The sequence below is a fragment of the Ensifer sp. Root423 genome, assembly GCF_001426275.1.
Taxonomy (GTDB): domain Bacteria; phylum Pseudomonadota; class Alphaproteobacteria; order Rhizobiales; family Rhizobiaceae; genus Ensifer; species Ensifer adhaerens.
Genome location: NZ_LMEG01000043.1, coordinates 330,245 through 354,928, shown reverse-complemented (window position 1 = coordinate 354,928; position 24,684 = coordinate 330,245). Strand labels below are relative to the sequence as shown.

Annotated in this window: 23 protein-coding genes and 2 pseudogenes; 5 read left to right on the top strand and 20 right to left on the bottom strand. The window is 63.9% G+C overall.

Features of this window, described 5'->3' with window-relative positions; all coding sequences use genetic code 11:
* The 3 genes and pseudogenes from ASD01_RS37015 to ASD01_RS37005 form a co-directional block, all read right to left on the bottom strand.
* Positions 1-182 (bottom strand): annotated as a pseudogene (locus ASD01_RS37015) (mandelate racemase/muconate lactonizing enzyme family protein); the annotation flags it as partial.
* Positions 183-202: 20 nt separating this feature from the next.
* Positions 203-620, bottom strand: a pseudogene (locus ASD01_RS37010) (dihydrodipicolinate synthase family protein); the annotation flags it as partial.
* Position 621: 1 nt separating this feature from the next.
* Positions 622-1,177: dihydrodipicolinate synthase family protein (locus ASD01_RS37005; protein ID WP_244495310.1), on the bottom strand; the 556-nt coding region annotated here is incomplete at its 3' end.
* 297 nt (positions 1,178-1,474) lie between these two features.
* Here ASD01_RS37005 and ASD01_RS26880 point away from each other — a divergent pair.
* Together ASD01_RS26880 and ASD01_RS26875 are read left to right on the top strand one after the other, a co-directional pair.
* Positions 1,475-2,263 (top strand): NAD-dependent epimerase/dehydratase family protein, encoded by a 789-nt coding sequence (locus ASD01_RS26880; RefSeq protein WP_060520899.1) that lies wholly within the window; start codon positions 1,475-1,477, stop codon positions 2,261-2,263.
* 108 nt (positions 2,264-2,371) lie between these two features.
* Entirely contained in the window at positions 2,372-3,109 is a 738-nt protein-coding gene (locus ASD01_RS26875; RefSeq protein ID WP_060520898.1) for a FadR/GntR family transcriptional regulator, read from the top strand.
* A 21-nt stretch (positions 3,110-3,130) separates the two neighbouring features.
* Here the strand turns inward: ASD01_RS26875 and ASD01_RS26870 are convergent, their stop codons facing one another.
* The 5 genes from ASD01_RS26870 to pcaD all read right to left on the bottom strand — a co-directional run bounded on the left by ASD01_RS26870 (position 3,131) and on the right by pcaD (position 6,877).
* Positions 3,131-4,186: a 3-carboxy-cis,cis-muconate cycloisomerase gene (locus ASD01_RS26870; RefSeq protein ID WP_060644797.1), complete on the bottom strand. Its 1,056-nt coding sequence runs from the start codon at positions 4,184-4,186 to the stop codon at positions 3,131-3,133.
* 105 nt (positions 4,187-4,291) lie between these two features.
* Positions 4,292-4,906 (bottom strand): protocatechuate 3,4-dioxygenase subunit alpha, encoded by a 615-nt coding sequence (pcaG, locus tag ASD01_RS26865; RefSeq protein ID WP_060584555.1) that lies wholly within the window; start codon positions 4,904-4,906, stop codon positions 4,292-4,294.
* A complete protein-coding gene (gene pcaH, locus ASD01_RS26860) occupies positions 4,906-5,655 on the bottom strand; it encodes a protocatechuate 3,4-dioxygenase subunit beta (protein ID WP_060644750.1) in 750 nt (249 codons plus the stop codon). Before pcaH ends, pcaG begins: the two co-directional genes overlap by 1 nt.
* Before the next feature lie 12 nt (positions 5,656-5,667).
* On the bottom strand, positions 5,668-6,072 hold the full coding sequence (gene pcaC / locus ASD01_RS26855) for a 4-carboxymuconolactone decarboxylase (RefSeq protein WP_034801802.1): 405 nt from the start codon (positions 6,070-6,072) through the stop codon (positions 5,668-5,670).
* A complete protein-coding gene (pcaD, locus tag ASD01_RS26850; RefSeq protein ID WP_060644748.1) occupies positions 6,065-6,877 on the bottom strand; it encodes a 3-oxoadipate enol-lactonase in 813 nt (270 codons plus the stop codon). The genes pcaC and pcaD overlap by 8 nt, the downstream gene beginning before the upstream one ends.
* Before the next feature lie 93 nt (positions 6,878-6,970).
* Between pcaD and pcaQ the strand changes: the two genes are divergently transcribed.
* On the top strand, positions 6,971-7,897 hold the full coding sequence (gene pcaQ / locus ASD01_RS26845; protein ID WP_034801846.1) for a pca operon transcription factor PcaQ: 927 nt from the start codon (positions 6,971-6,973) through the stop codon (positions 7,895-7,897).
* A gap of 32 nt (positions 7,898-7,929) precedes the next feature.
* Here the strand turns inward: pcaQ and ASD01_RS26840 are convergent, their stop codons facing one another.
* The 6 genes from ASD01_RS26840 to ASD01_RS26815 form a co-directional block, all read right to left on the bottom strand.
* Entirely contained in the window at positions 7,930-9,615 is a 1,686-nt protein-coding gene (locus ASD01_RS26840; protein ID WP_060529789.1) for a Na/Pi cotransporter family protein, read from the bottom strand.
* 22 nt (positions 9,616-9,637) lie between these two features.
* Positions 9,638-10,243, bottom strand: a complete 606-nt coding sequence (locus tag ASD01_RS26835; protein ID WP_034801808.1) for a histidine phosphatase family protein — start codon at positions 10,241-10,243, stop codon at positions 9,638-9,640.
* Positions 10,240-11,340 (bottom strand): ABC transporter ATP-binding protein, encoded by a 1,101-nt coding sequence (locus tag ASD01_RS26830; RefSeq protein WP_060520903.1) that lies wholly within the window; start codon positions 11,338-11,340, stop codon positions 10,240-10,242. The genes ASD01_RS26835 and ASD01_RS26830 overlap by 4 nt, the downstream gene beginning before the upstream one ends.
* A complete protein-coding gene (locus ASD01_RS26825) occupies positions 11,337-13,082 on the bottom strand; it encodes an ABC transporter permease (protein WP_060529787.1) in 1,746 nt (581 codons plus the stop codon). Before ASD01_RS26825 ends, ASD01_RS26830 begins: the two co-directional genes overlap by 4 nt.
* Positions 13,083-13,143: 61 nt before the next feature.
* On the bottom strand, positions 13,144-14,265 hold the full coding sequence (locus tag ASD01_RS26820) for an ABC transporter substrate-binding protein (RefSeq protein WP_060644746.1): 1,122 nt from the start codon (positions 14,263-14,265) through the stop codon (positions 13,144-13,146).
* Positions 14,266-14,395: 130 nt separating this feature from the next.
* Positions 14,396-15,232: a MurR/RpiR family transcriptional regulator gene (locus ASD01_RS26815; protein WP_063891251.1), complete on the bottom strand. Its 837-nt coding sequence runs from the start codon at positions 15,230-15,232 to the stop codon at positions 14,396-14,398.
* Positions 15,233-15,630: 398 nt separating this feature from the next.
* Between ASD01_RS26815 and ASD01_RS26810 the strand changes: the two genes are divergently transcribed.
* Together ASD01_RS26810 and ASD01_RS26805 are read left to right on the top strand one after the other, a co-directional pair.
* A complete protein-coding gene (locus ASD01_RS26810) occupies positions 15,631-16,785 on the top strand; it encodes an ATP-binding protein (protein ID WP_060644744.1) in 1,155 nt (384 codons plus the stop codon).
* Between the two features lie 97 nt (positions 16,786-16,882).
* Positions 16,883-17,494 (top strand): outer membrane protein, encoded by a 612-nt coding sequence (locus ASD01_RS26805; protein WP_060644742.1) that lies wholly within the window; start codon positions 16,883-16,885, stop codon positions 17,492-17,494.
* A gap of 360 nt (positions 17,495-17,854) precedes the next feature.
* Here ASD01_RS26805 and ASD01_RS26800 read toward each other — a convergent pair whose 3' ends face one another.
* The 6 genes from ASD01_RS26800 to ASD01_RS26775 all read right to left on the bottom strand — a co-directional run bounded on the left by ASD01_RS26800 (position 17,855) and on the right by ASD01_RS26775 (position 24,681).
* Positions 17,855-19,474 carry an ABC transporter substrate-binding protein gene (locus ASD01_RS26800; RefSeq protein ID WP_082584700.1) on the bottom strand — a complete coding sequence of 540 codons (1,620 nt, stop codon included), beginning with the start codon at positions 19,472-19,474 and terminating at the stop codon, positions 17,855-17,857.
* A 57-nt stretch (positions 19,475-19,531) separates the two neighbouring features.
* Positions 19,532-20,356 (bottom strand): creatininase family protein, encoded by an 825-nt coding sequence (locus ASD01_RS26795; protein ID WP_060644739.1) that lies wholly within the window; start codon positions 20,354-20,356, stop codon positions 19,532-19,534.
* Between the two features lie 389 nt (positions 20,357-20,745).
* On the bottom strand, positions 20,746-21,738 hold the full coding sequence (locus ASD01_RS26790) for an oligopeptide/dipeptide ABC transporter ATP-binding protein (RefSeq protein WP_060644737.1): 993 nt from the start codon (positions 21,736-21,738) through the stop codon (positions 20,746-20,748).
* The gene (locus ASD01_RS26785) at positions 21,735-22,760 is read right to left on the bottom strand and encodes an ABC transporter ATP-binding protein (RefSeq protein ID WP_082584699.1); all 1,026 of its coding nucleotides are present in this window, start codon (positions 22,758-22,760) and stop codon (positions 21,735-21,737) included. Before ASD01_RS26785 ends, ASD01_RS26790 begins: the two co-directional genes overlap by 4 nt.
* Complete coding sequence (gene ddpC / locus ASD01_RS26780; protein ID WP_060520890.1) at positions 22,757-23,665, bottom strand: D,D-dipeptide ABC transporter permease; 909 nt, start codon at positions 23,663-23,665, stop codon at positions 22,757-22,759. Before ddpC ends, ASD01_RS26785 begins: the two co-directional genes overlap by 4 nt.
* A gap of 2 nt (positions 23,666-23,667) precedes the next feature.
* A complete protein-coding gene (locus ASD01_RS26775) occupies positions 23,668-24,681 on the bottom strand; it encodes an ABC transporter permease (protein ID WP_034801824.1) in 1,014 nt (337 codons plus the stop codon).
* Between the last annotated feature and the right edge of the window lie 3 nt (positions 24,682-24,684).

Here is a 24,684-nt window from a genome sequence, read left to right as displayed (position 1 = left end):
GCCGCAACCACCGCCGCATTCGGCCGCGCCGGGCCGAGGCACTCGCCCCAGCCGATCGTGCCGTCGTCGCACTCGATCTCGACCAGCACATGGGCGCGACGGTCAAAACGCATGGAGGCGCTTTCGAACGRCACGGCCAGCCGATGTTCGAGAAGGTGGGTGCGGACGGCGACGATCTTCATGGGCTATCCTCGCAAAACGCTCATTTCYGACGCTTGTTCGCACCGATGAGCGCGTCGAGYATGGCGACTTCCTCCTCGGTCAAGTCTTTCAGCGGCGCACGCACCGGACCGGCATCAAAACCCTGCAGCCGCACGCCGGCCTTGATCGCCGACACCGCATAGCCCTTGGCGCGGTTGCGGATGGCCATGAACGGATAGAAGAACTCGTTGAGGATGCGCTCGCAGGTGGCGCGCTCGCCGGCGCGAAGGGCGGCATAGAACTCATTGGCAAGGCCCGGCACGAAATTGAAGACGGCCGAGGAATAGGTGGTGAAGCCGGCACCGAGATAGGCCTCGGCAAACAGTTCCGCCGTCGGCATGCCGCCGAGATACATCAGCCGGTCGCCCATCTTGGCGGGTGACCTGGCGCACCAGCCCGATGTCGCCGGTGCCATCCTTNGCCGGTCGCCCATCTTGGCGGTGACCTGGCGCACCAGCCCGATGTCGCCGGTGCCATCCTTGAAGCCGATCAGGTTCGGGCATTCGTCGCACAGCCGGGCAAGCGTGTCGGCCTGCAGCACCGCGTTGTCGCGATTATAGACCATGACGCCGATGCCGACCGACTGGCAGATCTTCTTCACATGGGCATAAAGCCCTTCCTGCGGCGCATCGATCAGATAGTGCGGCAGAAGCAGGATGCCGTCGGCACCGACGCGCTCGACCGAACGGGCGATGTCGACCGCCATCTCCGTGCCATAGCCGCAGCCCGATACGATCGCCGTGTCGCCGGAAACGTCCTTGGCCGCCTTGACGATGCCGGGGATCTCGTCCGGCTTCAGCGAAAAGAACTCGCCGGTGCCACCGGCCGCAAACAGAACCGGGGCCTTGTAGCCGGCCAGCCACTCGACATGCGCCCGATAGCTGTCCGGCGCAAACCGACCCTCCGCATCGAAATGCGTCACCGGGAACGAAAGCAGGCCCGATCCAAGCGCGGCCTTGATCTGCTCAGGGTTCATTTCGGGCGGGTCCTCCTTAAAACTCGACGCGCCCTACTAAGCGAGTCATCACACGCATGTCAATATGTCATAATACAGGTCATCATATAAGATCTGCGAGTTGTCTTTGTACTTCGAGAGCGACGTGATGCCGTAAGGCCGAAATTCGGCGCCAAACGCCGCGAAGAGATCGCTCCTACAAAATCGCCTCATCGCGAAAGCATTGCAATAGAGATGTATTATATGTTAGCGGATATCATATGATATGTGGGCGCATCGATCGCGGTGAGCGCCTGCACCGGCTTGGGGGGACAGGCGATGGAACGACTTCTGATCACCGGCGCGGCGGGGCAATTGGGCCGCGTCATGCGCGAAAGGCTGGCGCCATTGGCAAGGACGATCCGTCTAGCAGATCGCGCGCCGCTCGATCCGCCGGGTGAAAACGAGGAATGCGTTCAGTGCGACCTGGCCGACCGGGGCGCCGTCAACGAGCTTGTCGTCGGATGCGATGCGATCGTGCATCTGGGCGGCATTTCGGTCGAACGTCCGTTCTCGGAAATCCTCGACGGCAATATTCTCGGCCTCTACAATCTCTATGAGGCGGCGCGCGCCAACAACAAGCCGCGCATCCTCTTTGCCAGCACCAACCACACGATCGGCTACTATCCGCAAGGCGAACGGCTCGGCCCGAACGCGCCCTACCGGCCCGACGGGCTCTACGGCGTATCGAAGTGCTTCGGCGAAGCGCTGGCGCGCATGTATTTCGAGAAGTTCGGCCAGGAGACCGCCCTGGTCCGCATCGGCTCCTGCCTGCCCGAGCCCGTCAACTATCGAATGCTCTCCACCTGGTTTTCCCATGACGACTTCGTATCCTTGACGGAGGCCGTCTTCCGTGTGCCGGTTCTCGGTTGCCCGGTCATCTGGGGCGCCTCGGCCAACGACGCCGGCTGGTGGGACAATTCGCATGTTTCCTGGCTCGGCTGGCGCCCGAAGGACAATGCCGAAGTTTTCCGTCAGAAAGTCGCCGAAAACACCCCCACGCCGCAGCCGGGCGACTCTCTCGTGCGCTATCAGGGCGGCGCCTTCGTCGATGATCCGATTTATTGAGACATCACCCTTGGTTCCCGCGCATTGCAGCCAGCCATGGATTGCGCCCTTGATCGGCAATGGCGTATCCAGACACAAAGCACCCAAGTCGCAGAAACGGCCATTCCCATGAGCAACGTCACCGCCTCCGAACCCCCCGCCTCTCAAGGCAAGACGCTGGTGGCCAAGGTAACGGACGCCCTCAGCGGCCAGATCGGCGCCGGGCATTACAAGCCTGGCGACCGCCTGCCTTCGGAAGCGCAGCTGACGCAGGAATTCGGCGTGAGCCGCACGGTCGTGCGCGAAGCGATCGCGGCGCTGCGCTCCGGCGGGCTTGTCGAGGCGCGGCACGGTATCGGTGTCTTCGTGCTGGAGCCTGCGCCTTCGACCCCGCTGCCGTTCCACGGCATCGATCTTGCGCGCGTCTCTTCGCTGATCGAAATGCTGGAACTGAGGACCGCCGTCGAAGGCGATGCCGCAGCGCTTGCCGCCCTTCGCCGTTCGCCGGCCCAGGAAGAAAAGATCGCCGAAGCGTTCGACAGTTTCTGCGAGAGCGCCGCGCAGGGGCGGCCGACGGCGGAGGCCGACTTCAACTTCCATCTGGCGATCGCCCAGGCGACCAACAACCCGCGCTTCAGCGAGTTCCTGCAGATGCTCGGCACGGCGCTCATTCCCCGCCGAGCGGTTTCGGAGAGCGGCGAGGAAACCGTGCTGGCGTCTGCGGAGCTGTCGCGATTGATCGCCGAGCACGAGGCGATCCTCATCGCCATCCAGGATGGAGACGAGGAGCAGGCGCGCAGCGCCATGCGCCAGCACCTCAAGAACAGCCAGGTGCGCTACCGCTCGATGTTGCGCGCGGCCCGCTGAGGGATCGCGTCACCAGCCCGCTCAGGCGCGGCCAAGCCGGCGTATGTTGCCCACGATTTCGCCGGCCAGACGAAGCGCTGCCGCCGTCGCACCAGCCATCTGCGGCATGATCAGCCATTCCAGCGTCCAGGCGGCGCCGGAACGCTCCTGTTCGTGGATCAGCGCATGGTGCATGCCGGAAAGCTGGGTCGCGTTGAACCGCGCGAGCGCCACCAGAACTTCGGCTGCCACCGGGTTCTGCTTGTGCGGCATTACCGAGGATCCGCCGCCACCCGCAAGCTCGATCTCGTCGCCCTGCTGCGCCATCAAGGCGATGTCCTGGCCGAACTTGCCGAGGCTGCCCGTGACCAGCGACAGGGCATTGGCAAAGTCCGCCACCTCCGAGCGCTGGCTGTGCCATTGGGGAAAGTCGGCGAGATCGAGTTCTTCGGCAAGCGTCGCGCGCACGTCGTCCGCCCGGTCACCGAGCTTGTCCAGCGTCCCGGCGGCGCCGCCGAACTGAACGGCGAAGAGATCGCGATCCATGGCTTCCAGCCGGTCCTTGTGATCGAGCAGCGGCTCGATCCAGCTGCGCAGCCGGTCCGACACGGTGATCGGGATCGCCGCCTGCATACGGGTGCGCCCCATCAGTCCGCGCTCGCCCCATTCGTTGTCGCACTCCTCGAGCACCGTGACGATGTTGCCGAGCCGGACGGCGAAAAGCTCGGCCACCGCCTTCATCCTGAGCATCAGGCTGGTGTCGATGACATCCTGGCTGGTGGCGCCGTAATGCACATAGTCTGCCGCCTCGCCGCCGACGATCAATCGCAACTGTCGCACGAGTTCCGGAACCACCACCCCGTCGGCCGCCACGGCCCGCCTCAGCGCGCTGACGTCGGGCGAAAAGGCGCGGCACGCCTCGGTGATCCGGTCGGCAGCCTTGGCCGGGATGATGCCGTGCACGGCCTCGGCCCGCGCAAGCGCCGCCTCGAAGGCGAGCATCGCATGGATATCGGCGGAAGCCGAGAACTCGGCGGCAACCGCCTCATCCCCCAGCAACCCGGAAAGATAAGGGTGGTCGAAGGCGGAATAGGTCATGATTTCCCCGTTTCTGGTCGCGGATGCGGCTCGCCGAACGAAATGCCACCTGCTGCCCTGAATGCCGCCCATGCGGCACTCCATGTCCAGGCGTGACATTCCTGTTCAGATGTCGAGGAAGACCGTTTCCTTCTCACCCTGCAGGTGAATGTCGAAGACATAATTAGGCGCCGTTCCGGTCGCGACAAGCGTCGCGACGCGATGGCGATGTTCGATGCGCGCAAGCAGCGGATCGGCAGCGTTGGCTGCCGCCTCGTCCGGGAAATACATTCGGGTGTGAAGCCCTATGTTGATGCCCCGCGCGACGATCCAGAAGGTGATGTGCGGCGCCATTTTCCGGTCGTGGCTGTAGGGAACCTGCCCCGGCTTGATGGTCTCGAAGGAAAAGACCCCGTCTTCGGCGCCCGTTGCGCAGCGCCCCCAGCCGGTGAAGTTTGCGTCCGCAGCACCGCGTATCTCGGTCGGCGAATTGTAGAGCCCGGCGGCATCCGCCTGCCAGATCTCGACGAGCGCGTCTTTCAACGGCGCGCCGGCGCCGTCGATCACCCGTCCGGTGATAGTAATGCGCTCGCCACGCGTCTCAGCGTTCACCATCCGCGATCCGAGGTCAGCCTCGTAGACGCCGGTGATGCCGCAGAAGTTCGGGGTGAGGCCGATATGCACGTAGGGACCGGCCGTTTGCGAGGGCGTCTCCTTGAGGTAGCCGAGTTGCTGAACCATCAGTTGCCCTCCAGCCGGTTCTCGAACAGTGTCGAGCGGCGTCCCCGCAGCACGATATCGAACTTGTAGGCCCGTGCGTCGAAGGGAATGGTGTTTGCCCAGTCGAGCGGGGCGATCAATTGTTCTACCGCCTGGCGGTCCGGGATGGTGTTGACGATCGGACACTTCCAGATCATCGGGTCGCCCTCGAAATACATCTGGGTAATCAGCCGCTGCGCGAAACCATGGCCGAAGACCGAGAAATGGATATGCGCCGGGCGCCAGTCATTGACGCCGTTCGGCCAGGGATAGGGGCCGGGCTTGATCGTCCGGAAAGCGTAGCCCCCTTCCGCGTCGGTTATCGTGCGGCCGCAGCCGCCGAAGTTCGGATCGAGCGGCGCGAGATAGCTTTCCTTCTTGTGGCGGTAGCGGCCGCCGGCATTGGCCTGCCAGAATTCGAGCAGCGCCCCAGGCACGGCGCGACCGCGCTCGTCGAGCACGCGGCCATGCACGATGATGCGTTCGCCAATGGCGCTCTCACCGGGCTTGGCGAAATTGTGGATGAGGTCGTTGTCGAGTTCGCCGACGACCGAATGCCCGAAGACCGGGCCGGTAATTTCGGAAATCGTGCCGTCAAGTGAAAGCAGCGCCTTTTGAGGCGAGCGCAGCACCGAGGTCTTGTAGCCCGGCGTCAGCGCCGGCGCATGCCATCCACGGTCGCGTGGGAAAAAGGCGCCCGTCTCCGGCTTTCCATTGGTTCTGTCGGACATCGCTTCCTCCCGTCAGGCCGCCGTGCCGGCATCGATCTCGGCAAAGACCTGCTTGGCGATCTTGATCGCGTGGTTGGCCGCCGGCACGCCGGCATAGATCGCCACGTGCAGCAGCGCCTCGCAGATATCCTCGCGGGTCGCACCGGTATTGGCGGTCGCCCGCACATGCATGGCAACCTCGTCGTCCTGGCCGAGGGCGGCGAGCAACGCGATCGTCACGATCGAGCGCTCACGCTTCGTCCAGGTCGGCCGCGACCAGACATGGCCCCACGCCGCTTCGGTGATCAGCTCCTGGAAGGGGCGGTCGAATTCGGTGGAAACCGACTGCGTCCGATCCACGTGATTGTCGCCGAGCACCGCACGGCGCGTGGCCATGCCCTGGCGATAGCGGTCGGAGGGCGCAGAAGCGTCACTCATGGGTCCTGTCTCCATGCATTGCAATTTCGAAGAAGGCGCGAAGCACCGCGGTCAAGGCTTCCGGGTTTTCGACGCAGGGAATGTGACCGGCATCGCGGATGACTTCGTAGCGCGCACCGGGAATGAGGCGGGCGGTGGCAAGCACGACATCCGGCGGCGTCGAGCCGTCCTGATCGCCGACGACGCAAAGCGTCGGCACGGCGATGCGGGCTGCCGCCTCGGTATAGTCGGCGTCGCGGATGGCGGCGCAGGCGGCGACGTATCCGGTTACAGGCTGACGGACGAGCATGTTGCGATAGCCGGCATAGGCGATGTTTTCCGGGCGGCGAAACGCCGGCGTGAACCAGCGCTCGAGCACGCTATCGGCAATCGCCTCGATGCCGTGTTCCTCTACCGCCGCGATGCGTGCGGCCCAGGTCTCGGCCGTGCCGATCTTGTGCGCCGTGTCGCAAAGGACGAGCGCCCGCACCAGATCGGGCCGTCGCTGGTAGAGCGACTGCGCAATCAGGCCGCCGACCGAGAGGCCGCAGATGATCGCCTGCTTGACCGAGAGCATGTCGAGCAGGCCGGCAAGGTCGTTCGCATGGTCCTCGATCGCATAGGGTGTGGGCCCGATATCCGAGAGGCCATGGCCGCGTTTGTCGTAGAGGACGATGGCAAAATCGCCGGCAAGACGGACGATGACATCGCGCCAGATGCGAAAATCCGTGCCGAGCGAATTGGCGAAAACCAGCACCGGCCGGTCGCCGGTGGCGCCGATCACCTGATAGTGGATCGTAATGTCGTTGATACGGGCAAACTGCACGGGCTCTCTCCTCCGCCACCAAATTGGATATTTAATCTGGTTAGGTAAAATGATATTTCATGGCATTTCATTAACTTGAGGGTTATGAATTCCATGATCGACGCCCGGGTCAAGTTTCGCCATCTACAGACATTTGTCGAGGTCTCCCGGCAGAAGAGCGTGATGAAGGCGGCCGAGCTGCTGCATGTCAGCCAGCCGGCCGTGACCAAGACGATCCGCGAACTCGAAGAGGTGCTTGGCGTCGCGGTCTTCGAGCGCGACGGGCGCGGCATCAAGATAACACGCTATGGCGAGGTGTTCCTGCGCCACGCCGGTGCGGCGCTGACGGCGCTTCGGCAAGGGCTCGATTCGGTCTCGCAGGAACGGTCCGGCGACGGCGTTCCGGTCCGCATCGGAGCGCTGCCAACCGTCTCGACACGCATCATGCCGCACGCCATGACGCTGTTTCTCAAGGAGGAGACCGGCGCCCGCATCAAGATCGTCACCGGCGAGAATGCAGTCCTCCTCGAACAGCTGCGCGTCGGCGATCTCGATCTGGTCGTCGGGCGGCTTGCGGCACCGGAAAAGATGACCGGCTTTTCCTTCGAGCATCTCTACTCGGAACAGGTGGTCTTTGCCGTCAGGGCTGGACATCCGCTGCTTGCCGGCGCCCATTCCACCTTTGCGCGGCTCGCCGACTTCCCGGTCCTGATGCCGACACGCGCCTCGATCATCCGCCCCTTCGTCGAGCGCTTCCTGATCACAAATGGTATTGCCAGTCTGCCGAACCAGATCGAGACAGTGTCCGACGCCTTCGGCCGGGCCTTCGTGCGGGCGAGCGATGCGATCTGGATCATCTCCGCCGGCGTCGTCGCCGCCGATGTCGACGATGGCACGATCGCAATCCTGCCGATCGACACAAGCGAAACGAAAGGTCCTGTTGGCCTGACCATGCGCGCCGACGCGGTGCCGCCGCTCGCCCTTTCTCTGCTGATGCAGACTATCCGAGAGGCGGCGACAGCGGTCTCAGCCAAGCTCTAGCAGCGCCTGGCCGATCGACATCGCCTTTGCGATCATCTCGCACCGGCAACCGCTCCGACGTTGAGAATTCGGCTGCTGCTCAACAGGCCTGCGGCCTGCACCAGCGGATAACCGGCGGCTGCGATATCGGAATTGATCCGGTGGAGGTCGCGCACGAGGTCGATGAAGAGGGCATTGTCTCTCGCACCGGCCGCCGTCTCCACATGCTCGCCGCCAAGATGCCGGCGCACGATTTCATCTTCGAGTTCACGGAAGCGGTCCTTTTGGGCCGCGAGCCGCGATGCGGCCGCGACGTCGCGGGAGGAGAGGGCCGCAGGCAACAATCGCAACGAGGCCACGATCACCTCCGAGAGAGCCTCGATCGCCGCACGCTGGCTGACGGTGAACTGGATGTTCTGCTTGATTTTCGCCCTGATGCGATCGGCAAGGCTTAGCTTGATGACGTCGCCCGCATGTTCGAGATTGCTCGCAAACAACATGATCTCATGGGCTCTGCTCGTCTCTCCGGCCGGCAACCCGTCCTGTGTCAATTGTCCGAGATAGGCGTGCACCGACGCCATGTAATTGCCGAGCCGTGCATCCACGGGCAGCAGTTCCTTCAGATTTTCGAGCCTGCCGGCCTGTAACGACGTCAGCGCCATCCGGAACATGCGCTCCAGCAATTCGCTCATGCGGATCGTTTCGGTCGTTGCATTGCTGAGCGCGATTGCCGGCGTCTCCAGCGACATGCTGTCGAGATAGCGCGGAGACGTCAAGGGATCGCCAACGACCGGCGCTGGCGGGACAAGCCGTTCCACAAGGTTCACGACGAACGACGACAGCGGCAGGAACACGGCCGCAACGACCAGGTTGAAGGTGACGTGAAGACCGACCGCGACATGCAACGGATCGGTGGGTAGACGGCCGGCAATATCGACGATCTGCCGCGCGAAGGGCAGCAGCGACACGGCCAGAAGCCCGCGGCAGAAGAGATTGGCGACCGGCAGCTTGCGGGCAGATGGCGGCTGGTCGAGCGTGGCGCTGACCGCCGGAAGTCCGCCGCCGAAATTGATTCCGAGGATAAGCGGGACGGCGCCGGCGACTTCGAGGCTGCCGTTCATCAGGAGCGAGGCGACGAGCAGGATGACGGCAAGCGTCGAGTGGAACAGCCATGCAAGCATTGCACCGACGAGGAAGCCAAGCACGGGCTCCGTCGCGACCGCCTGCAGGACATCGTGGAAAAGCGTGGCTTCGCGCAGTGGCGCGGTCGCCGACACGATCACCTTCAAGGCCATCAGCATCAGCCCGAGGCCCATCAGGATGCGGCCGGCGTTACGCGGTCGGAATTCGCCGGATACGCTGAATGCGATGTATCCGGTCAGGAGAAACAGCGGAGCGAGCACGCCGGCAAGCGACGAGCCGGAGGCAAAGAGGCCGGAGACGAGCGCGGAGCCGATATCCGCCCCGAGCAGGACGGCGAGCCCGGTCTGGGCCGAAATCGCACCGGCGCCCGCAAGCCCGGCAACGATCAGCGCCATGGCCGTGGCGCTGCCGAGCACGGCGGTCGCAAGGACCCCGCCACCGAAGGCGGTAAGCCGGTTCGACAGGCGTTCTTCGACAAAGCGCTGCAGCCGGTCGCCCCAGCCGCGCATGACGCCGGTGCGCACCATGCGAACGCCCCACAGAAGCAGCGCCACGCCGCCCAGAAGTTCCAGGATAACGAATGTTCCGGAGTTCATCTCATGCCCCTCGCCGCAAGTATCAGTCGGCGACGAAGTCGTCGGGTGCGACAGATCCGATGTTGTAGCCCTCCAGCTGCGCGGTCATGCTGCCGCGCCGCGGGAAATGCAGGATGGTCGCCGTCCCCGGCGTGACGGGGACGACGCGCGACGGGGGAAGATCGAGGAATTCGTGGCAGGCGGCGCGCACCACGCCACCATGGGCAACCACGAGCAGGTCCCCTTCGGTGCGCGACATCCAGTCATGCACGCCTTCGGCCACGCGGCCGCGAAAGGCGCCCCAGGTTTCGCCGTTGGCCGGCGTGAACGTACCAGCGCGCCATGCGGCATATTCTTCCGGCCGCTCGGCGATCAGATCCGGCTTGCGCCGTCCCGTCCATTCGCCCATGTCCAATTCGCGGAAGCGCTCGTCGGTCGGCGCGTCCGGGTGACCGATGAGGGCGACCGTCTGCCGGGTGCGGCCGAGATCGGAGGCGATAATGCGAACCGGCTTCAACGCCTTGGCGTAGGGGCGGAACCGCCTCACCTGCGCGACCCCGCGCTCGGACAGGAGCGAGTTGTCCTGTCCCTGGAGGCGTTGTTCGGCGTTCCACTGGGTTTCGCCGTGGCGCATGAGGATGAGCCTCATTGTTGGATCCTTTCTCCGGTGGCGGCGAAAACCGCATCGGGGGTGCGAATGAAGGAAAGGGGGATCGGCTCCCCCGGTGTGGCGGTGAAGTAGCTGTCGGCCATGGCCGTAACGCGCAGGCCGCCGACCATGGCGGTCACCATGGTTCGGCCCGCGATCGGTGCTGCTTCGGCAAAGCGGGCCATAAGCGACGGTGCTCCGGCGACCGCGCCGACGCTGACGTCTTCGGCACGGTAGAGCAGTTGCGCATCGTCGCGGCCGGCCGCCACGGAAGCCGGCGCGAGCACCATATCGCCGAAGACGAGGCCGTCGCCGGCGCGGTGCACCGGTATCAGGTTTGCCGGCGGCGTGCCGAGGAAGGTCGCAACGAAGGTGGTCTGCGGATTGCGCAGGAGATCGATCGGCTTGCCAAACTGTTCGACGCGGCCGTTGTTGAGCACGGCGACATGGGTCGCCATGGTCATCGCCTCGACCTGGTCGTGCGTGACGTAGACCGATGTCGCCCCCGTCGCCCGGTGGATGCGCATCAGCTCGCTGCGCATCTCGATGCGCAGCTTGGCATCGAGGTTCGACAGCGGCTCGTCGAACAAAAGAATGCTCGGCTGTGGCGCGATCGTGCGGGCGATCGCCACGCGCTGCTGCTGGCCGCCGGAGATCTCGGCCGGATACCGTTCGGCAAGCGTGTCGATGCCGAGAAGCGAAAGCACTTCCCGCACACGCTGCTCGCGCTTGTCGCGCGGCCATCTGGCGACTTTCAGCGGCCAGGCGATGTTGCCGGCGACCGTCATGTGCGGCCAGAGCGCATAGCTCTGGAACACGAGCCCGGCGTTGCGCTTGCCGGCGTCGGCAATGACGCCGCCCGCGCCGCTCGATACGGTCTGCCCGACGAAGGCGATTTCGCCTTCGCTCGGGCTTTCAAGCCCGGCCAGCATGCGCAGAAGGGTCGACTTGCCGCAACCCGAGGGGCCGACGAGCACGAGAAAGGACCCCGCCGGTACCGAGATGTTGACGTCCTTGACGGCGGTAAAGGCGCCAAAGCGTTTGACGAGGCTGCGGATCTTGATGGCGTCCGCAGTGCCGGTTGCTAAAGCATTCATGGTGCTTTCCATTTCTGGACACGGTTCTGCAGGCTGTGGGCCACGAAGGAGGCAGCCAGGCAGACGACGAGGATGACGAGGGTGATGGCATTGGCGAACTGCAGGAAGCCTTCCGCAGCATAGCGATAGGCGACCATGCTCAAGACCGGCGAGGTGGCGGTGAACAGCAGCACGACCAGCGAGAGATCCCGCACCATCTTGACGAAGACGAGGATCGCGCCGGCAAAGAGGCCCCGGATCGCGAGGGGAAAGATGATCGCGAACAGGCGACGGATCAGTCCCGCACCCGTCAGCCGGGCGCTTTCCTCGATGTCGGCGGAGATCTGGCCCAGCACCGACCGCCCCGACTGCACGGCAAAGGGCAGATTGTGCGCCGATGCCGCGATGACCAGCAGGGCGAAGGTGCCGTAGAGCGAAGGCAGCGGCCCGATCGGCGCGCCGAAGAGCGCGATATAGGCCGCGGCAAAGGCGATGCTCGGCACCAGAAGCGGCAGGAAAGCAAGCTGGCTCAGCAGCGTCGCGAGCAGGCTGCCGCGGCGCTGGACGATGGTATAGGCCAGCCCAAGACCGAGCAGCATCGTGGTGAAGGCGACGACCAGCCCGAGACGGATCGTGTTCCAGATCGCGTCGATCAGCACCGGATTGCGGAAGATACCCGCCTGCCCCTGCGCCATCTCGCCGCCACCTTCGCCGATCCAGAAGTGCAGCGTCCAGTTGGAAAACAGCGCGCCGCTCTGCGGTGCCAGGCTCGACGCGGCCAGCACGAGGACCGGCAGCACCGTGGTCAGAAACCCGATGATGACGGCGATGGCAAAGAGTGGCCAGCGCCAGGCGCCAAGCGGGAAGCGTTTGGTCCGCCCGCCTTTGCCGGTCACCGTGATGAAGGCCTTGCGACCGGAGACGATACGATCGGAGAGCCACAGGAACAGTGCCGACACTGCAATGAGCAGCAGCGCAAGCACGAAGCCGCGTTCGTTCTGCCCGGTCTCGATCATGCCGAAGAGACGGGTAGAAAGCGTCTGCATCCGCACCGGCAGGCCGAGCAAAGCGGGTGCCGCGAAATTGGCGACGGCACCGGCGAAGGTCAGCGATGCCGCGGCAATCAGCGCCGGCGTGACCACCGGCAGGATGATGCCGAAGAAGATGCGCGGGCGCTTGGCGCCGGCCATCTGGCCTGCCTCGACGAGATCGGCGCCGACCGAACTCAAGGCCGCGGCGATGATCGTATAGGCGAGCGAATAATAGTGCGCGATCAGCACGATCGCCGTCGGGATGAGCCCCCAGGCGAGCCAGTCGGGAATGGCAAGGCCGCTGGTCTCGAAGAAGCCGGCCGAACCGCCGAGACGCGAGTTGCGAAACAGCGTGCCCCAGGCAAGGGCTGCGGCAAAGCTCGGGATCATGTAGGGCAGCGACGCCATCAGGCCGAGGAAGCGGCGGCCCGGCACGTCCGTCAGCACCACAAGCCAGGCAAGGAAGCCGCCGATGAGCAAGCAGCCGGCGCCGACGCTGAAGCCGAGGATCATGGTATTGAGGAGCGGCCGCCACCAGAGGTTGGCCGAGAGCGGGCTGGCGAGCACGGCCTTCCAGGCCGCGATGCCCTCAGGCGTCAGCGTCGTGAAGAGGATGCGCAAGAGCGGAGCGACGACCAGGATCGCGACTATGGCGACGAGAATTGCCGGCAAGAGGAAGCCCGATCGGAGCAGCCGGCTGCCCGATGGTGCGGATATCGATAGGGATGTCATGTCAGAGCCTCGGCGTCTGTCGGCACGCGTTTTGGAAAAGCGTGCCGACAGACGGTTTCCGTTACTGGAGCGTGATGATCAGGTCGGCAATGCGCCCGCGCGCGGCGGCCGTCTTTGCCGGGTCGATCGTCCAGGCCTTTAAGTCATCGAGCTTCACCGAGTCCGGATGGTGGGCGATGGTCTTGCGGGTCGCGTAGTCGCCGGGGACGTTGAAGGGCTCGAAGCCCGCCCCGCCGGTCGGCGTATCGTCGCCGAACATGAAGTCGATCAGCAACCGAGCGGCCGCCGGATGCGGCGCCTTGTCTGCGACCGTCAGTACCGCCGGAAACAGGATGCCGTTGGCCGGCTCGACATTGTTGGCGATCTGCAGCGCCCAGCCCTCCTTCTCGTTATCACGACGGTCGGAATAGGTGCCGAAACCGACGGGCGGGCTCTTGGCGTTGACGTCTCCCACCGACTTGTTGAGCACGTCGCTGTTGGGAACCAGGATCAGGTCGTTGGCGAAGAGGTCCTTGATGAACTGCTCGCCGGCGCCCTGAAGATCACTTTCGACTTCGATATCCTTGCCGAAATGGGCCTTGTAGGCGGCGGCCATTTCGTCCGGATGCAGCGCGATCTCGGTCAGGAGATCGAGAAGTTCGCCACGCTGGCTCGGGTCGACCATCAGCACCCTTCCCTGCCATTCCGGCTGGGTGAGCTGCCAGAGATTACTGACGGGCGAACCATCAGGAAACGCCTTCTCGTTGTACATCAGCACCTTGGTGGAGAGGCGCTGGGTCAGGAGCGGCGCCTTGTAGCGATCCTCCAGTTCGTTCGCGACCCGCGGCGGCACATAGTTCACGATCCGCTTCCCCTCCAGAAGCTTGGTGAACACGACAGGCGTATCGGCGATATAGAGCACGTCGACAGCATGCACACCGGCCTGTTGCTCCGCTTCGACACGCGCGATCTGCTTGGTCGAACTCATGTCGAGACCGATGAGGTCGATGCCCGGATAGGTCTCTTCGAAGGCCTTTTCGATCTTGGCGATGCGGCTCGACAACGAGAAGACTGTAACGCTTCCCTCCTTCTGTGCGAGCGGCAGCAGTTGCTGCGGCGTCAGCCCGTCGAGATCGGACGCCATCGTCAAGGATGGCAGTGCAAAGCATGCGGCAAGTGCGGCACTGGTCAGTTTTTTCAGCATTTCGTTCTCCTCCCTTTATAGTTCCCCGCTAGAGCATCCTGCCTTCAAGTGGGATCACTTGCGGGCGGAAAGATGCTCTAGAATCAAAGTATTAGAACGTCCTTTGTGCGTTCCTGTGAACGCAGGCGCTCTAGTCGAAGTCGTTGAACAACTCCGACAGCTTCTCCAGCCTGCCGATCACCTGCCCCTGGTGGCGGCCGGCGATCGTCAGCACGATGGCGTTGACGATCGCAAACGGGATCGTCGGTGTCTGAAACTCGCTGCCCGAGCGTCCCCTCGGCGCTGCAAGCATCAGATCGGCAGCGGGCTCCATCAGCGGCCCGACCAGATCGGAAACGAGGATCGAGGGCGCACCGACCCGTGTCGCATGCCGCATCAGCGGGGCGTAGCTTTGCGGCTGTTTGCGAAAGGCAAGCGCCACGATGAGGTCGCCTGCCTCCATGCTGACCAGGCGCTCGGCGATGTCCCGGCCGCGCCCCGTCAGCTGGATCGTGGTCATGCCGAAGCGATCGAGGCGACGCTGCAGGAAGCCGGCCACGGATTGCGCATGCCCCTGCCCGAAGATGAAGACGCGACGTGCGGAAAAAATCATGTCCGCGGCCCTGTCGATATCCGTCTGCTCGACGGACCGGGCGAGCGTTTCGAGCGCGCTGATCTCGGCCGCAATCAGATCGGTCAGGTAGTCGCCATGCTCGACCTTCGAGACCGAGCGGCGCATGCGGTTGGCCGCGTCCTGATCGTCCAGCACCTCGCGCTGCAGCTGCGCGCGAAGGTCCGGAAAGCCCTTGTAGCCAAGCTTCTGCGCCAGCCGGGTGGCGGTGGCCTCATGAACGGAGGCGCGCTGGGAAAGCTGCGGGCCCGACAGGAACGCGGCCTCCGCCCGGTTTTCCAGCATGGTGGTGATCAGCTTCTGATCCGCATCGGTAAGCCGCCTGGAATGCGTCTTAATGCGATCGAGTATCGTCATGACGTCCCCGCAAGTTCATTTGCAGGATCCATCGTTCCTGCAATTTTCCGTGCCGTCAATAATGGCAATGCAAGAATCTTTGCAAGGGTCTGCAATGGGTGATGCCTCCTGTCTGCAGATGGGGTCCCGGCCCTGCAGGTTACCGGCTAGACGCCCCAACAAACCTACCTGCGCGCGCTCCCGGCAGGACAACCTGCAACCTGTGCGTTTGCCCGACAGATTCTTTGCAAAGCACCGCAAACCGATGCCGCCGGCCGTGATGGCGCCGGACAAGCTAAGTCCCTCGAACGATTGCTCCTCCGATTTCGGCGCTCTCTCCACGCAACCCACACACGGCCTCAACGAATCCTGTGCCTGCCGGTTGCACCGCTGATTGCAGAGAAACTCCGAGAACCACCATGAGCGATCCCCAAACGACAGACCTTACCTTCGGCCCAACCCCGGGCAGCCGTCCCAGGAAACGGGAATGGGCGATCGGAGGCTTCAGCTGGCTGCTGACGAAACACATGTTTCTGGCGGTGACGGCCACCATTGGGGTGCTGACGTCGGGATCGTTCATTTACATGTACGTCCTCTATCTGACGCACCCCGACGCGGTCCTCGAGCCGGTCACCCTGTTCGAGCTCCTGGTTATGGCCGCAGTGCTCATCGTCAGCCTCATCATCGCTGCGATCATCGGCGGTCGCCTCAGCCACCGGATCGTGAACGCACTGGTGCTCATCCGCGATGCCGCAAAGGCGATCGCGATGGGAAATTTCTCCACCCGCGTGCCCGTTCGATCAAGACGACTGGGGGAGGTCGACGATGTGATCGACCATTTCAACCGGATGGCTGAACTGCTGGAGAACGCAGAGAAGGAGTTGCAGTACCAGAACAACGCCATTGCCCATGAGCTGCGAACGCCGCTGACGGTGCTGCGGGGCCGCCTGCAGGGAATGCGCGACGGCGTCTTCAAGCCAACCACCGAGCTTTACGATGGCTTGATCGGTCAGATCGATCACCTGACCGGCATCGTCGAGGATCTCCGCATCCTGGCGCTCTCGAATGTAGGGCGGCTGGAGCTCCGGTTGGAGCCAGGCGACATGGGCGAAGAGGTCGAGACCGCCGTAGCCGCGATGCTCGGCGAGTTCGACAAGGCCGGGATGCCGGTATCGCTCAACCTCAGTCGGGCGCCGATGATGCTTGATCGCGGCAAAGTGCGACAGGCCTTGCTTGCGATCATGCACAATGCCACCCGCTATGCGTCTGGAAGCCGGCTCTCCATCGTGGCGAAGATGAGAGGTTCGGAGGCAATCTTCCAATGCCAGGATTCCGGCCCTGGTATGTCCGACATCGACATCGAGCACGCGTTTGATCGGTTTTGGCGCGCGGATGACTCCCGATCCCGGGCGAGCGGCGGCAGCGGTCTCGGCCTATCGGTGGTTCGCGCGATCGCCGAGGCCCATGGAGGTTCGACCAGCGCGAGGCGAAACGAGTTCGGCGGCATGACCTTCGAAATCGCCTTGCCGACAGACTGCGGGAGCAGAGGCTCGCAAAGCTTACTCTCTCCATGAAAACCGGATGAACTCTGCGTGGAACCTGCAAGCAGATGAGGCAAACCGATCGCATTGAACGGGCCGGACCGGTCCGCGACAATAAAGGAAACGATCGATGACACTCAACTTCAAGACGGCCGCGCTTGCTCTGACCGTTGCCGCAGCCGCTTCGACCGCACAGGCCGCTGATTTCAACAATTCGGGCGTCGACTTTGCCAATGTGGATCGTTGGACGGGGGCCCATGCGGGCGGCCACATCGGCACCGGCTCCTCGAACCAGAAGGGCAGCAAGAACAAGATCAACGGCGGCGTCCAGGTCGGCTACAATCAACAGTTCGGCGATTTCGTGATCGGTGGTGAGATCGAGGCGGCGCGCGCCGGCGGCTTGCAGTACCAGGTTGGCAAAGGCGGCGCCTTGCAGCAGACCTGGAGCGGTACGGCCAGGGCCAAGGCGGGCTACGCACTCGACAACGTGTTGCTTTACGGCACGGTGGGCGTCACCACCGCCCGCTTCGAGGGCAAAGGCAACCTAACCTCACGCGATCGCTGGCACACGGGCTGGACCTATGGTGCGGGCGCAGAGATGGGATTTACCGAAAACATCTCCGGCAAGGTCGAATATACCCAGACCCGCTTCAACGGCGTGGACTCCGCGATCGGTGGCGTGAAGGGCTCGAACAATCTGGTCAATCACGCGATCAAGACGGGCCTGAACTTCCGCTTCTGATCTCGACACGCCCGGTTGTACTGTCCCCTAGCACCGGTCGGGTGAGCAGCAACACTTCGCCAACCGGCGGCGCCTCGGCAGGCGCAGACTTCCTCGCTTCGGGTATTCCGCGGTTCCGTACAGGGCGCACGGCTCTTTATCCGCTGCGCTCCACACTGGGGAGTTGCAAGATGTAGTCACTGGAACAGGCCGATCAACGCCCTGCCGTTGGCCGCCGCCAGCCGGGCATTGTCGCGGTCGTTCACCCGCCCCCGGGGACCACTGGAGAGTGAAATCTCCAGCGCCTCGGGCGGGACGGGACGAACGCCCGCCTAAGTCACGCGAGAAAATCGAGCTCGCGCCCAGCCCGGATCGGGCGGGTTACTCCTCGATGTCGACCTTGTCGAAGCGATGCGAGCCCAGAGGCTCCATCACGTAGTTCTTCACCTTTTTCGACATCGGCAGCACGACGGTGGAATGTGCGATCGGAACCCAGGGCGCCTGATCGCTGATGATCGCCTGGGCCTCTTCGTAGAGCTTCGTCCGCTCGCCCTGGTCCGAGCTGGCGCGGGCCTTCTGGAAGATCTCGTCGAGTGGCTTGTAGCACCAGTTTGCATTGTTGCTGCCGCCGACGCCTGAGCAGCTGAAGAAGTAGCTGAGCAGGTTGTCGGGGTCGCCATTGTCGCTCGTGCCGCCGAGGATGATGGCGCCGTCGCGCGCCTTGTCCCGCGACTTCTTGAGGTATTCGCCCCATTCGTAGGAGACGATCTCGACACCGATGCCGACCTTGGCAAGATCCGCCTGCATCAGTTCCGCGGCGCGGCGGGCATTCGGCATATAGGGGCGGCTGACGGGCATTGCCCAGATCTTCATCTTCAGATCCTTGACGCCGGCCTCGTCGAGAAGCTTCTTGGCCGCTTCAGGATCGTAGCCATAGCCCTCGATCCCGCCGTTATAGCCCCACATCGTCGGCGGCAGGACGCTCTTGGCGATCTGGCCCATGCCCTGATAGACGGACTCGACGATCGCCTTGCGGTCGATCGCCATGTTGATGGCGCGGCGCACCTCCAGCTTGTCGAATGGCGCCACCAGGGTGTTCATCGCCAGATAGGAAACGTTGAGGCCCGGTTGCTCCATGACGTTGAGGTCCGGATTTGCCTTTAGCTTGGCGATATCGGCCGGTGCCGGATACGGAGCGATGTGGCATTCGCCCGCCTGCAGCTTCTGCATGCGGGTGGTCGGGTCGGTGGTGATCGCGAAGATGAGATTGTCGATCTTCGGCGCGCCATCCCAATAGTCGGCATTGGCGGCAAAACGGATCGCAGCGTCCTGCTGGTAATCGACAAAGCGGAACGGTCCGGTGCCGACCGGCTTGCGATCGAGGTCCTCGCGCCGCCCGTCTGCCGCCAGCTTGTCGGCATATTCCTTCGACACGATCGAGCCGAAGTTCAGCGCGAGCTTGGACGGCAGTGACGCATCCGGCTGGTTCAGTACGAACTTGACGGTCCTGTCATCGACCTTGACGATCTCCTTGATCGCCGCCGGCATCTCCATCGCGTTGAACATTTCCCAGTTCGCGCCGGCGAAATAGCTATGCCACGGATCGTCCTTGTCCATCTGGCGGTTGAAGGTGAAGAGCACGTCGTCTGCATTGAAATCACGCGTCGGCGTGAAATCGTCCGTCGTCTGGAACTTCACGCCCGCGCGCAGTTTCAACGTGTATTCGAGATTGTCGGCGGAAATGGTCCAGCTTTCGGCAAGGCCCGGGACGACATTGGTGGTGCCGGGCTCGAATTCGGTGAGGCGGTCATAGACCGTCTCGGCCGAGGCGTCCCAGGTGCTGTTAGCCGAGTACAGTGCCGCGTCGAAGCCTTCCGGCGCGCCTTCCGAGCAATAGACGAGCGTCTTTGCCATGGCCGGCGTCAGCGCGGCGCCTGAAAGCATGGTGGCAGCGAAGAGCGTTACAAGGGTGTTGCGCGTCCGCGCGAATTTCACGTTCATTGGTCTGTCCTCCCTAAACGAATGGAATGCGAGTGCCGGCCGATGGCGCCGGTAGGATCATTCGGCCCTGCCGGCCGTGGTGCCGAGCCCGCGGCCGGGGGTCCAGACCGGATCCGGCTTGGTCCAGAGCACGTCGTTGCGGATCAGCTTCACCAGTTCGCTCGCCTGCAGGTCGAGGAAACGCTCGCCCTTTTCAGCGGTTGCGCTGCGCGGATCGCCCCAGGTGCCGGTAACCGGCGCGCGCTCGGAGAAGGAATAGAAGCGCGACACGTCCGCCGGGACGTCGACCGGGTGCTGCTGATTACCGAAAGCCTGACCGAACATCTCGGTCTTTACCGCGTCCGGCACGATCGCCAGCATGACAGAGGCCTCACCTTCGCAGGCATGGTGGGCGCCGGTGTCGACTTCGAAGATCTTTGATGCCTCCTCCGTCGCGAGCATCCACGGCGTCGTCGCGACGATCGGCATGGCGAACTCGACCGCCAGTTCGCGCACGGCGACCGCCAGCGGATCCATGTTGCCGCCGTGACCATTGACAATGAACAGGCGCTGGAAGCCGAGCGTCTTCAGCGAGCGGACGATGCAGCGGAGGACGCGGCTCAGCGTATCGTAATCGAGCGTGATCGTGCCGCCGAAGGGCAGGTGATGTTCGCTCATGCCAGTCCACAAGCCCGGAAGGACGGCGACCGGAATGTCGTCGGCCACCAGCCGGGCAGCGCGGATCGCGGCTGCCGATGCGCTCGCGGTGTCGGTGATGACGGGCAGGTGCGGGCCGTGCTGCTCCAGCGAGCCGATCGGCAGGATTGCAAGCGCCCCCGGCTTGCCGGCAATTTCGCGCAGGCTCGGCGCGGTCATGCGCGCCCATTCAACTTCCTTGGTCATGTCAGGCCTCTTTCATGTCATCAAAGCAAATTCTGTTCGCCGCCTCGCCGGCGACACGCGCCGTCTGGCGTCCGCGGGCATCGACCCGCAGGGTCACCGCGCGCCCATCCGATTGCCGCAGGCTGACGAAAGGCGTCGAGCAGCGTTGGGTCAGTCAATCTCATCTCCGGCAAGCGGCGGGGTCGCGAAAAGGCGGTCCCGATTGGCAAGCGCCGCCCGATGGCGGCGGCTACAAATTTGCACAGTCGGAAATATCAATCAAATTATTTTTCCTATAAGAAAATTATATTTCTCAAACTATCGAAATTGCGCATCAAATGGCACAGGCCGCACCGCGCCGTTCCGGCGGCTGGGCCGGCGGGCGCGGATCTGGCGCGTCGTCTGCGCTTTCACGTCTGCGCCAGGTGACACCTGACATGGCGGGCGCTCTCGCTCAGGCGCCGCAGCACCTGGCCCGCCTCGCAGCCGCCGCCAATCCGGTCGCACCTCTGCTTGTAGAAGCAGCCGTCCGGCAGATGGCGGTTGTTGGGAAGCTCGCCCGCACGCACCTGCGCAATATCCGGCAGCGGGCTTTCGAAGCTCGGCGCAGCCGCCAGAAGCGTCTGCGTGTAGGGATGGCGGGGATTGCGCAACACTTCGTCGGCCGGGCCGGATTCGACGATCTGGCCGAGATACATCACCGCGACGTCGTCGCAGAAATGGCGCACCAGCGCGACGTCGTGCGAAATCAGGAGATAGGTGAGCCCGCGCTCTCGCTGCAGCTTCAAGAGCAGATTGATGATCTGCGCCTGTACCGAGACGTCGAGCGCCGATGTCGGCTCGTCCAGCACCAGCAGCTCCGGGTCCGTGCTGATCGCGCGGGCAATGGCGATGCGCTGGCGCTGGCCGCCTGAAAACTCGTGCGGCAGGCGATCGAGGTGTTCCGGACGGAGCCCGACGGCGACGGCCAGTTCCTCGGCCTTCTCATGCAGTTCGGCCCTGCTGTGCCCACCGCGAATGTGCAGCGGCTCGCTGATCAGCCGCCAGACCGGCAGGCGCCGGTCGAGCGAGGATTGCGGATCCTGAAAGACGATCTGCATCTTCTGCCGCAAGGCGCGCTTTTGTTTGCCCTGAGCCTTCTGAAAATCCTCGCCGTCGATCGCCACCCTGCCCTGTTCAAAAGGCGCAAGCCCGATGATCGCCTGGGCGAGCGTGCTCTTGCCGCAGCCTGACTCGCCGACGATGCCGAGGCTCTTGCCGGCGCCGACCTCAAGGGTCACGCCATTGACCGCATGCACATAAGACGTGGGCCGCCCCAACCAGTTGCGGGAGGCCGGGAAGCGGACATGAAGGTCGGAAACCTCGAGCACCGGCCGCGCTATCGTACCAACGCCTTCGGTCATTGCCGGCCTCCCTGCTCTACGAGTTCGGTCGCCGCACCGCGACGCCAGCAGGCGACCTGCTGGCCGCTGGCCCCCACCAGTTGCGGAGACTGGGTTCGACATTGTTCGACTGCTTCCTTGCATCGCGGCTGGAAGTAGCAACCCGCCGGTGGGTGGAGAAGGTTCGGCACAGCACCAGGGATCGCTTCGAGTTCCTGCTTCGGCGCGACCCGCTCCGGCAGGCAGCGCAACAGGGCCTGGGTATAGGGATGCTGCGGCGTTTCAAGGACCGTCCGCGTCGCGCCGTGCTCGACGATCCGCCCGGCATACATCACGTAGAGCCGATCGCAGAGCTGCGAGACGACGGCGACATTGTGCGAGATGAAGATGACTGACGTGCCTGTCCGGCGCGCCCGGTTCTGGATCAACCGCAGGATCACCGCCTGCACGGTAACATCGAGTGCAGTCGTCGGTTCGTCGGCGATGATCAGGCCGGGGTTGCAGGAAAACGCCATGGCGATCAGCACCCGCTGCCGCATGCCGCCGGAGAGTTCGAACGGATAGAGGTTCATGACCCGCTCTGGTTCGCCGATCAGCATGTCGGCAAGAATGTCCCGCGCCACGCGCCTTGCCTCGGCGAGACCTATTTCCTCGTGGCGCATGATGACGTCGGTCAGCTGCTTGCCGATACGGATCGTCGGGTTCAGCGCGTTCATCGGTTCCTGGAAGATGGTCGAGACCACCTTGCCGCGCAGGTCCTGCAACTGATTGTCGTCCATGGAAAGCGTGCTGTGGCCAAAGAGCCTGACGGTGCCACCGGTGATGCGGTAGCGTCCCTTGGGCAGGAGCCCCGTTGCCGCCATCGTCGTCACCGACTTGCCGCAGCCGGATTCGCCGACAATACCGACAATCTCAGCCTTGCCGACGCTGATCGTGACATCGTCGAGCGCTTTGACGGCGCCGCTGAAGGTTGGAAACTCCAGCGAGAGATTGTTGATGGCCAGCGCCTGGCCGCGTGGTTCTGCCGTTCCCATCGTCATCATCTGCCCCTCAAGCGCGGGTCGAGCATATCGCGTATGCCGTCGCCGACGAGATTGCACCCCATGGCCGTGATCAGGATCGCCAGGCCCGGGAAGGTCGCGTACCACCATTGGTCGAGCATGTAGCTGCGGCCGCTGCTGACGAGCGCGCCCCATTCGGCGGTCGGCGGCTGCGCGCCGAGGCCGATGAAGCTGAGGGCGGCTGCAATCAGCACGACGCCGCCGAGATCGAGGGTCGCCTGGACGATGATCGGCGACATGGCGTTTGGCAGGATATGCCAGCGCAGGATGTAGAACGGCGAGGCGCCAAAGGTGCGCGACGCCTTGACGAAGACCTGCTCGCGCAGCGACAGCGTCTGGCCGCGGGCGAGGCGCACATAGGCGGGGATGCGTACGATCGCGACCGCCAGCATCGAATTGAACAGGCTTGGGCCAAGAGCCGCGGCCAGCGCCATGGCGAGCACCAGCGCCGGCAGGGCGAGCACGACATCCATCAGCCGCATGATGGCGGTATCGACCCGACCGCCGACGACGCCCGAGAAGCAGCCGATCAGCACCCCGACCGACATCGAGATCAGGACGATCATGAAGGCGGCGCCGCAGGAAGCCCTTGCCCCAAAGATCACGCGCGAGAACAGGTCGCGGCCGACCTCGTCGGTGCCGAACCAGTGCGCCGCACTCGGTGGCAACAGGCGCGCCGTCAGTGACACCTTGTCCGGATTGTAGGGCGCGATCACGGGTGCGGCGACGATCATCACGAGGACAAGCAGGATGATCGCGACGCCGACCAACGTCAGCGGGCTGCGGCGGCTGAGGTACCAGAAATAGCGCAGCCGCTCGGAAAAGGACTTGGTCCTGCGCATTGCTGCATTCGACGCGGCAGGCTCTGTCGGCATGACGGCGGACATGATCAGACCTCCCTGATCTGCGGGTCGGCGAGCATGTAGGCGAGATCGACCAGGAGGTTGATCAGCACGTAGCCGATGGATGCGACGATGGTGAAACCCATGATGGCGGGGAAATCGAGGGTCTGGATCGAGGTCACAACATAGGTGCCCATGCCCGGCCAGGCGAAGATCGTCTCCGTCAGCACCGCGCCATAGAGCAGATCGCCGAGCGCCAGCCCGAGCAGCGTGATCGACGGGATGAGCGCGTTTCTGAGCGCATAGTTGAAGATGATCATGCCCTTGCGCAGGCCACTGGCGCGCGCTGTCCGGATGTAATCTTCCTGCAGCACGTCGAGCATCGAGGCGCGGATCTGGCGCGTGATCACGCCCATATTGGCAAAGGCGAGCACGAAGCCCGGCAGGATGATGTGGTAAAGGGCGCTGCGGAATGCGTCGAAACGGCCCTGCAGCAGCGAGTCGATCAGCAGGAAGCCTGTGATGCGCTCGGGTGTCGCAATACCCATGGCCAGGCGCCCGCTGCCGGGCAGGATCTGGAATTTCGCATAGAAGACGTAGATCAGGATCAGGCCGAACCAGAAGACTGGCATCGAGATGCCGCAGACCGAGACCGTTCGTGCCACCTGATCAATTGGACCGTCCTTGTAGACGGCCGAGAGCACACCAAGCGGCACGCCGAGACAGATCGCGATGAAAAGCGCGACCACGCCGAGCTCCAGCGTCGCCGGCAGGAAGGTGCGGATATCGGCCGCGACGGGGCGATTGGTCCTGAGCGACGTGCCGAGATCGCCCTGAAGCAGATTGCCGATATAGATGGTGAATTGTTCGACGACCGGCCGGTCGAGACCGAGATTGCGCCTGACATTTTCAAGCGTCTCGGCGCTTGCCCTGTCGCCCGCGATCATGCGCGCCGGATCACCGGGAATGAGATGCGAGATCGTGAAGGTGATGACCGCAACCCCCAGCACGACGAAAAGCAAGAGGATCAGACGCGGAAGAATGATGCGGGTGATTGCCATGGA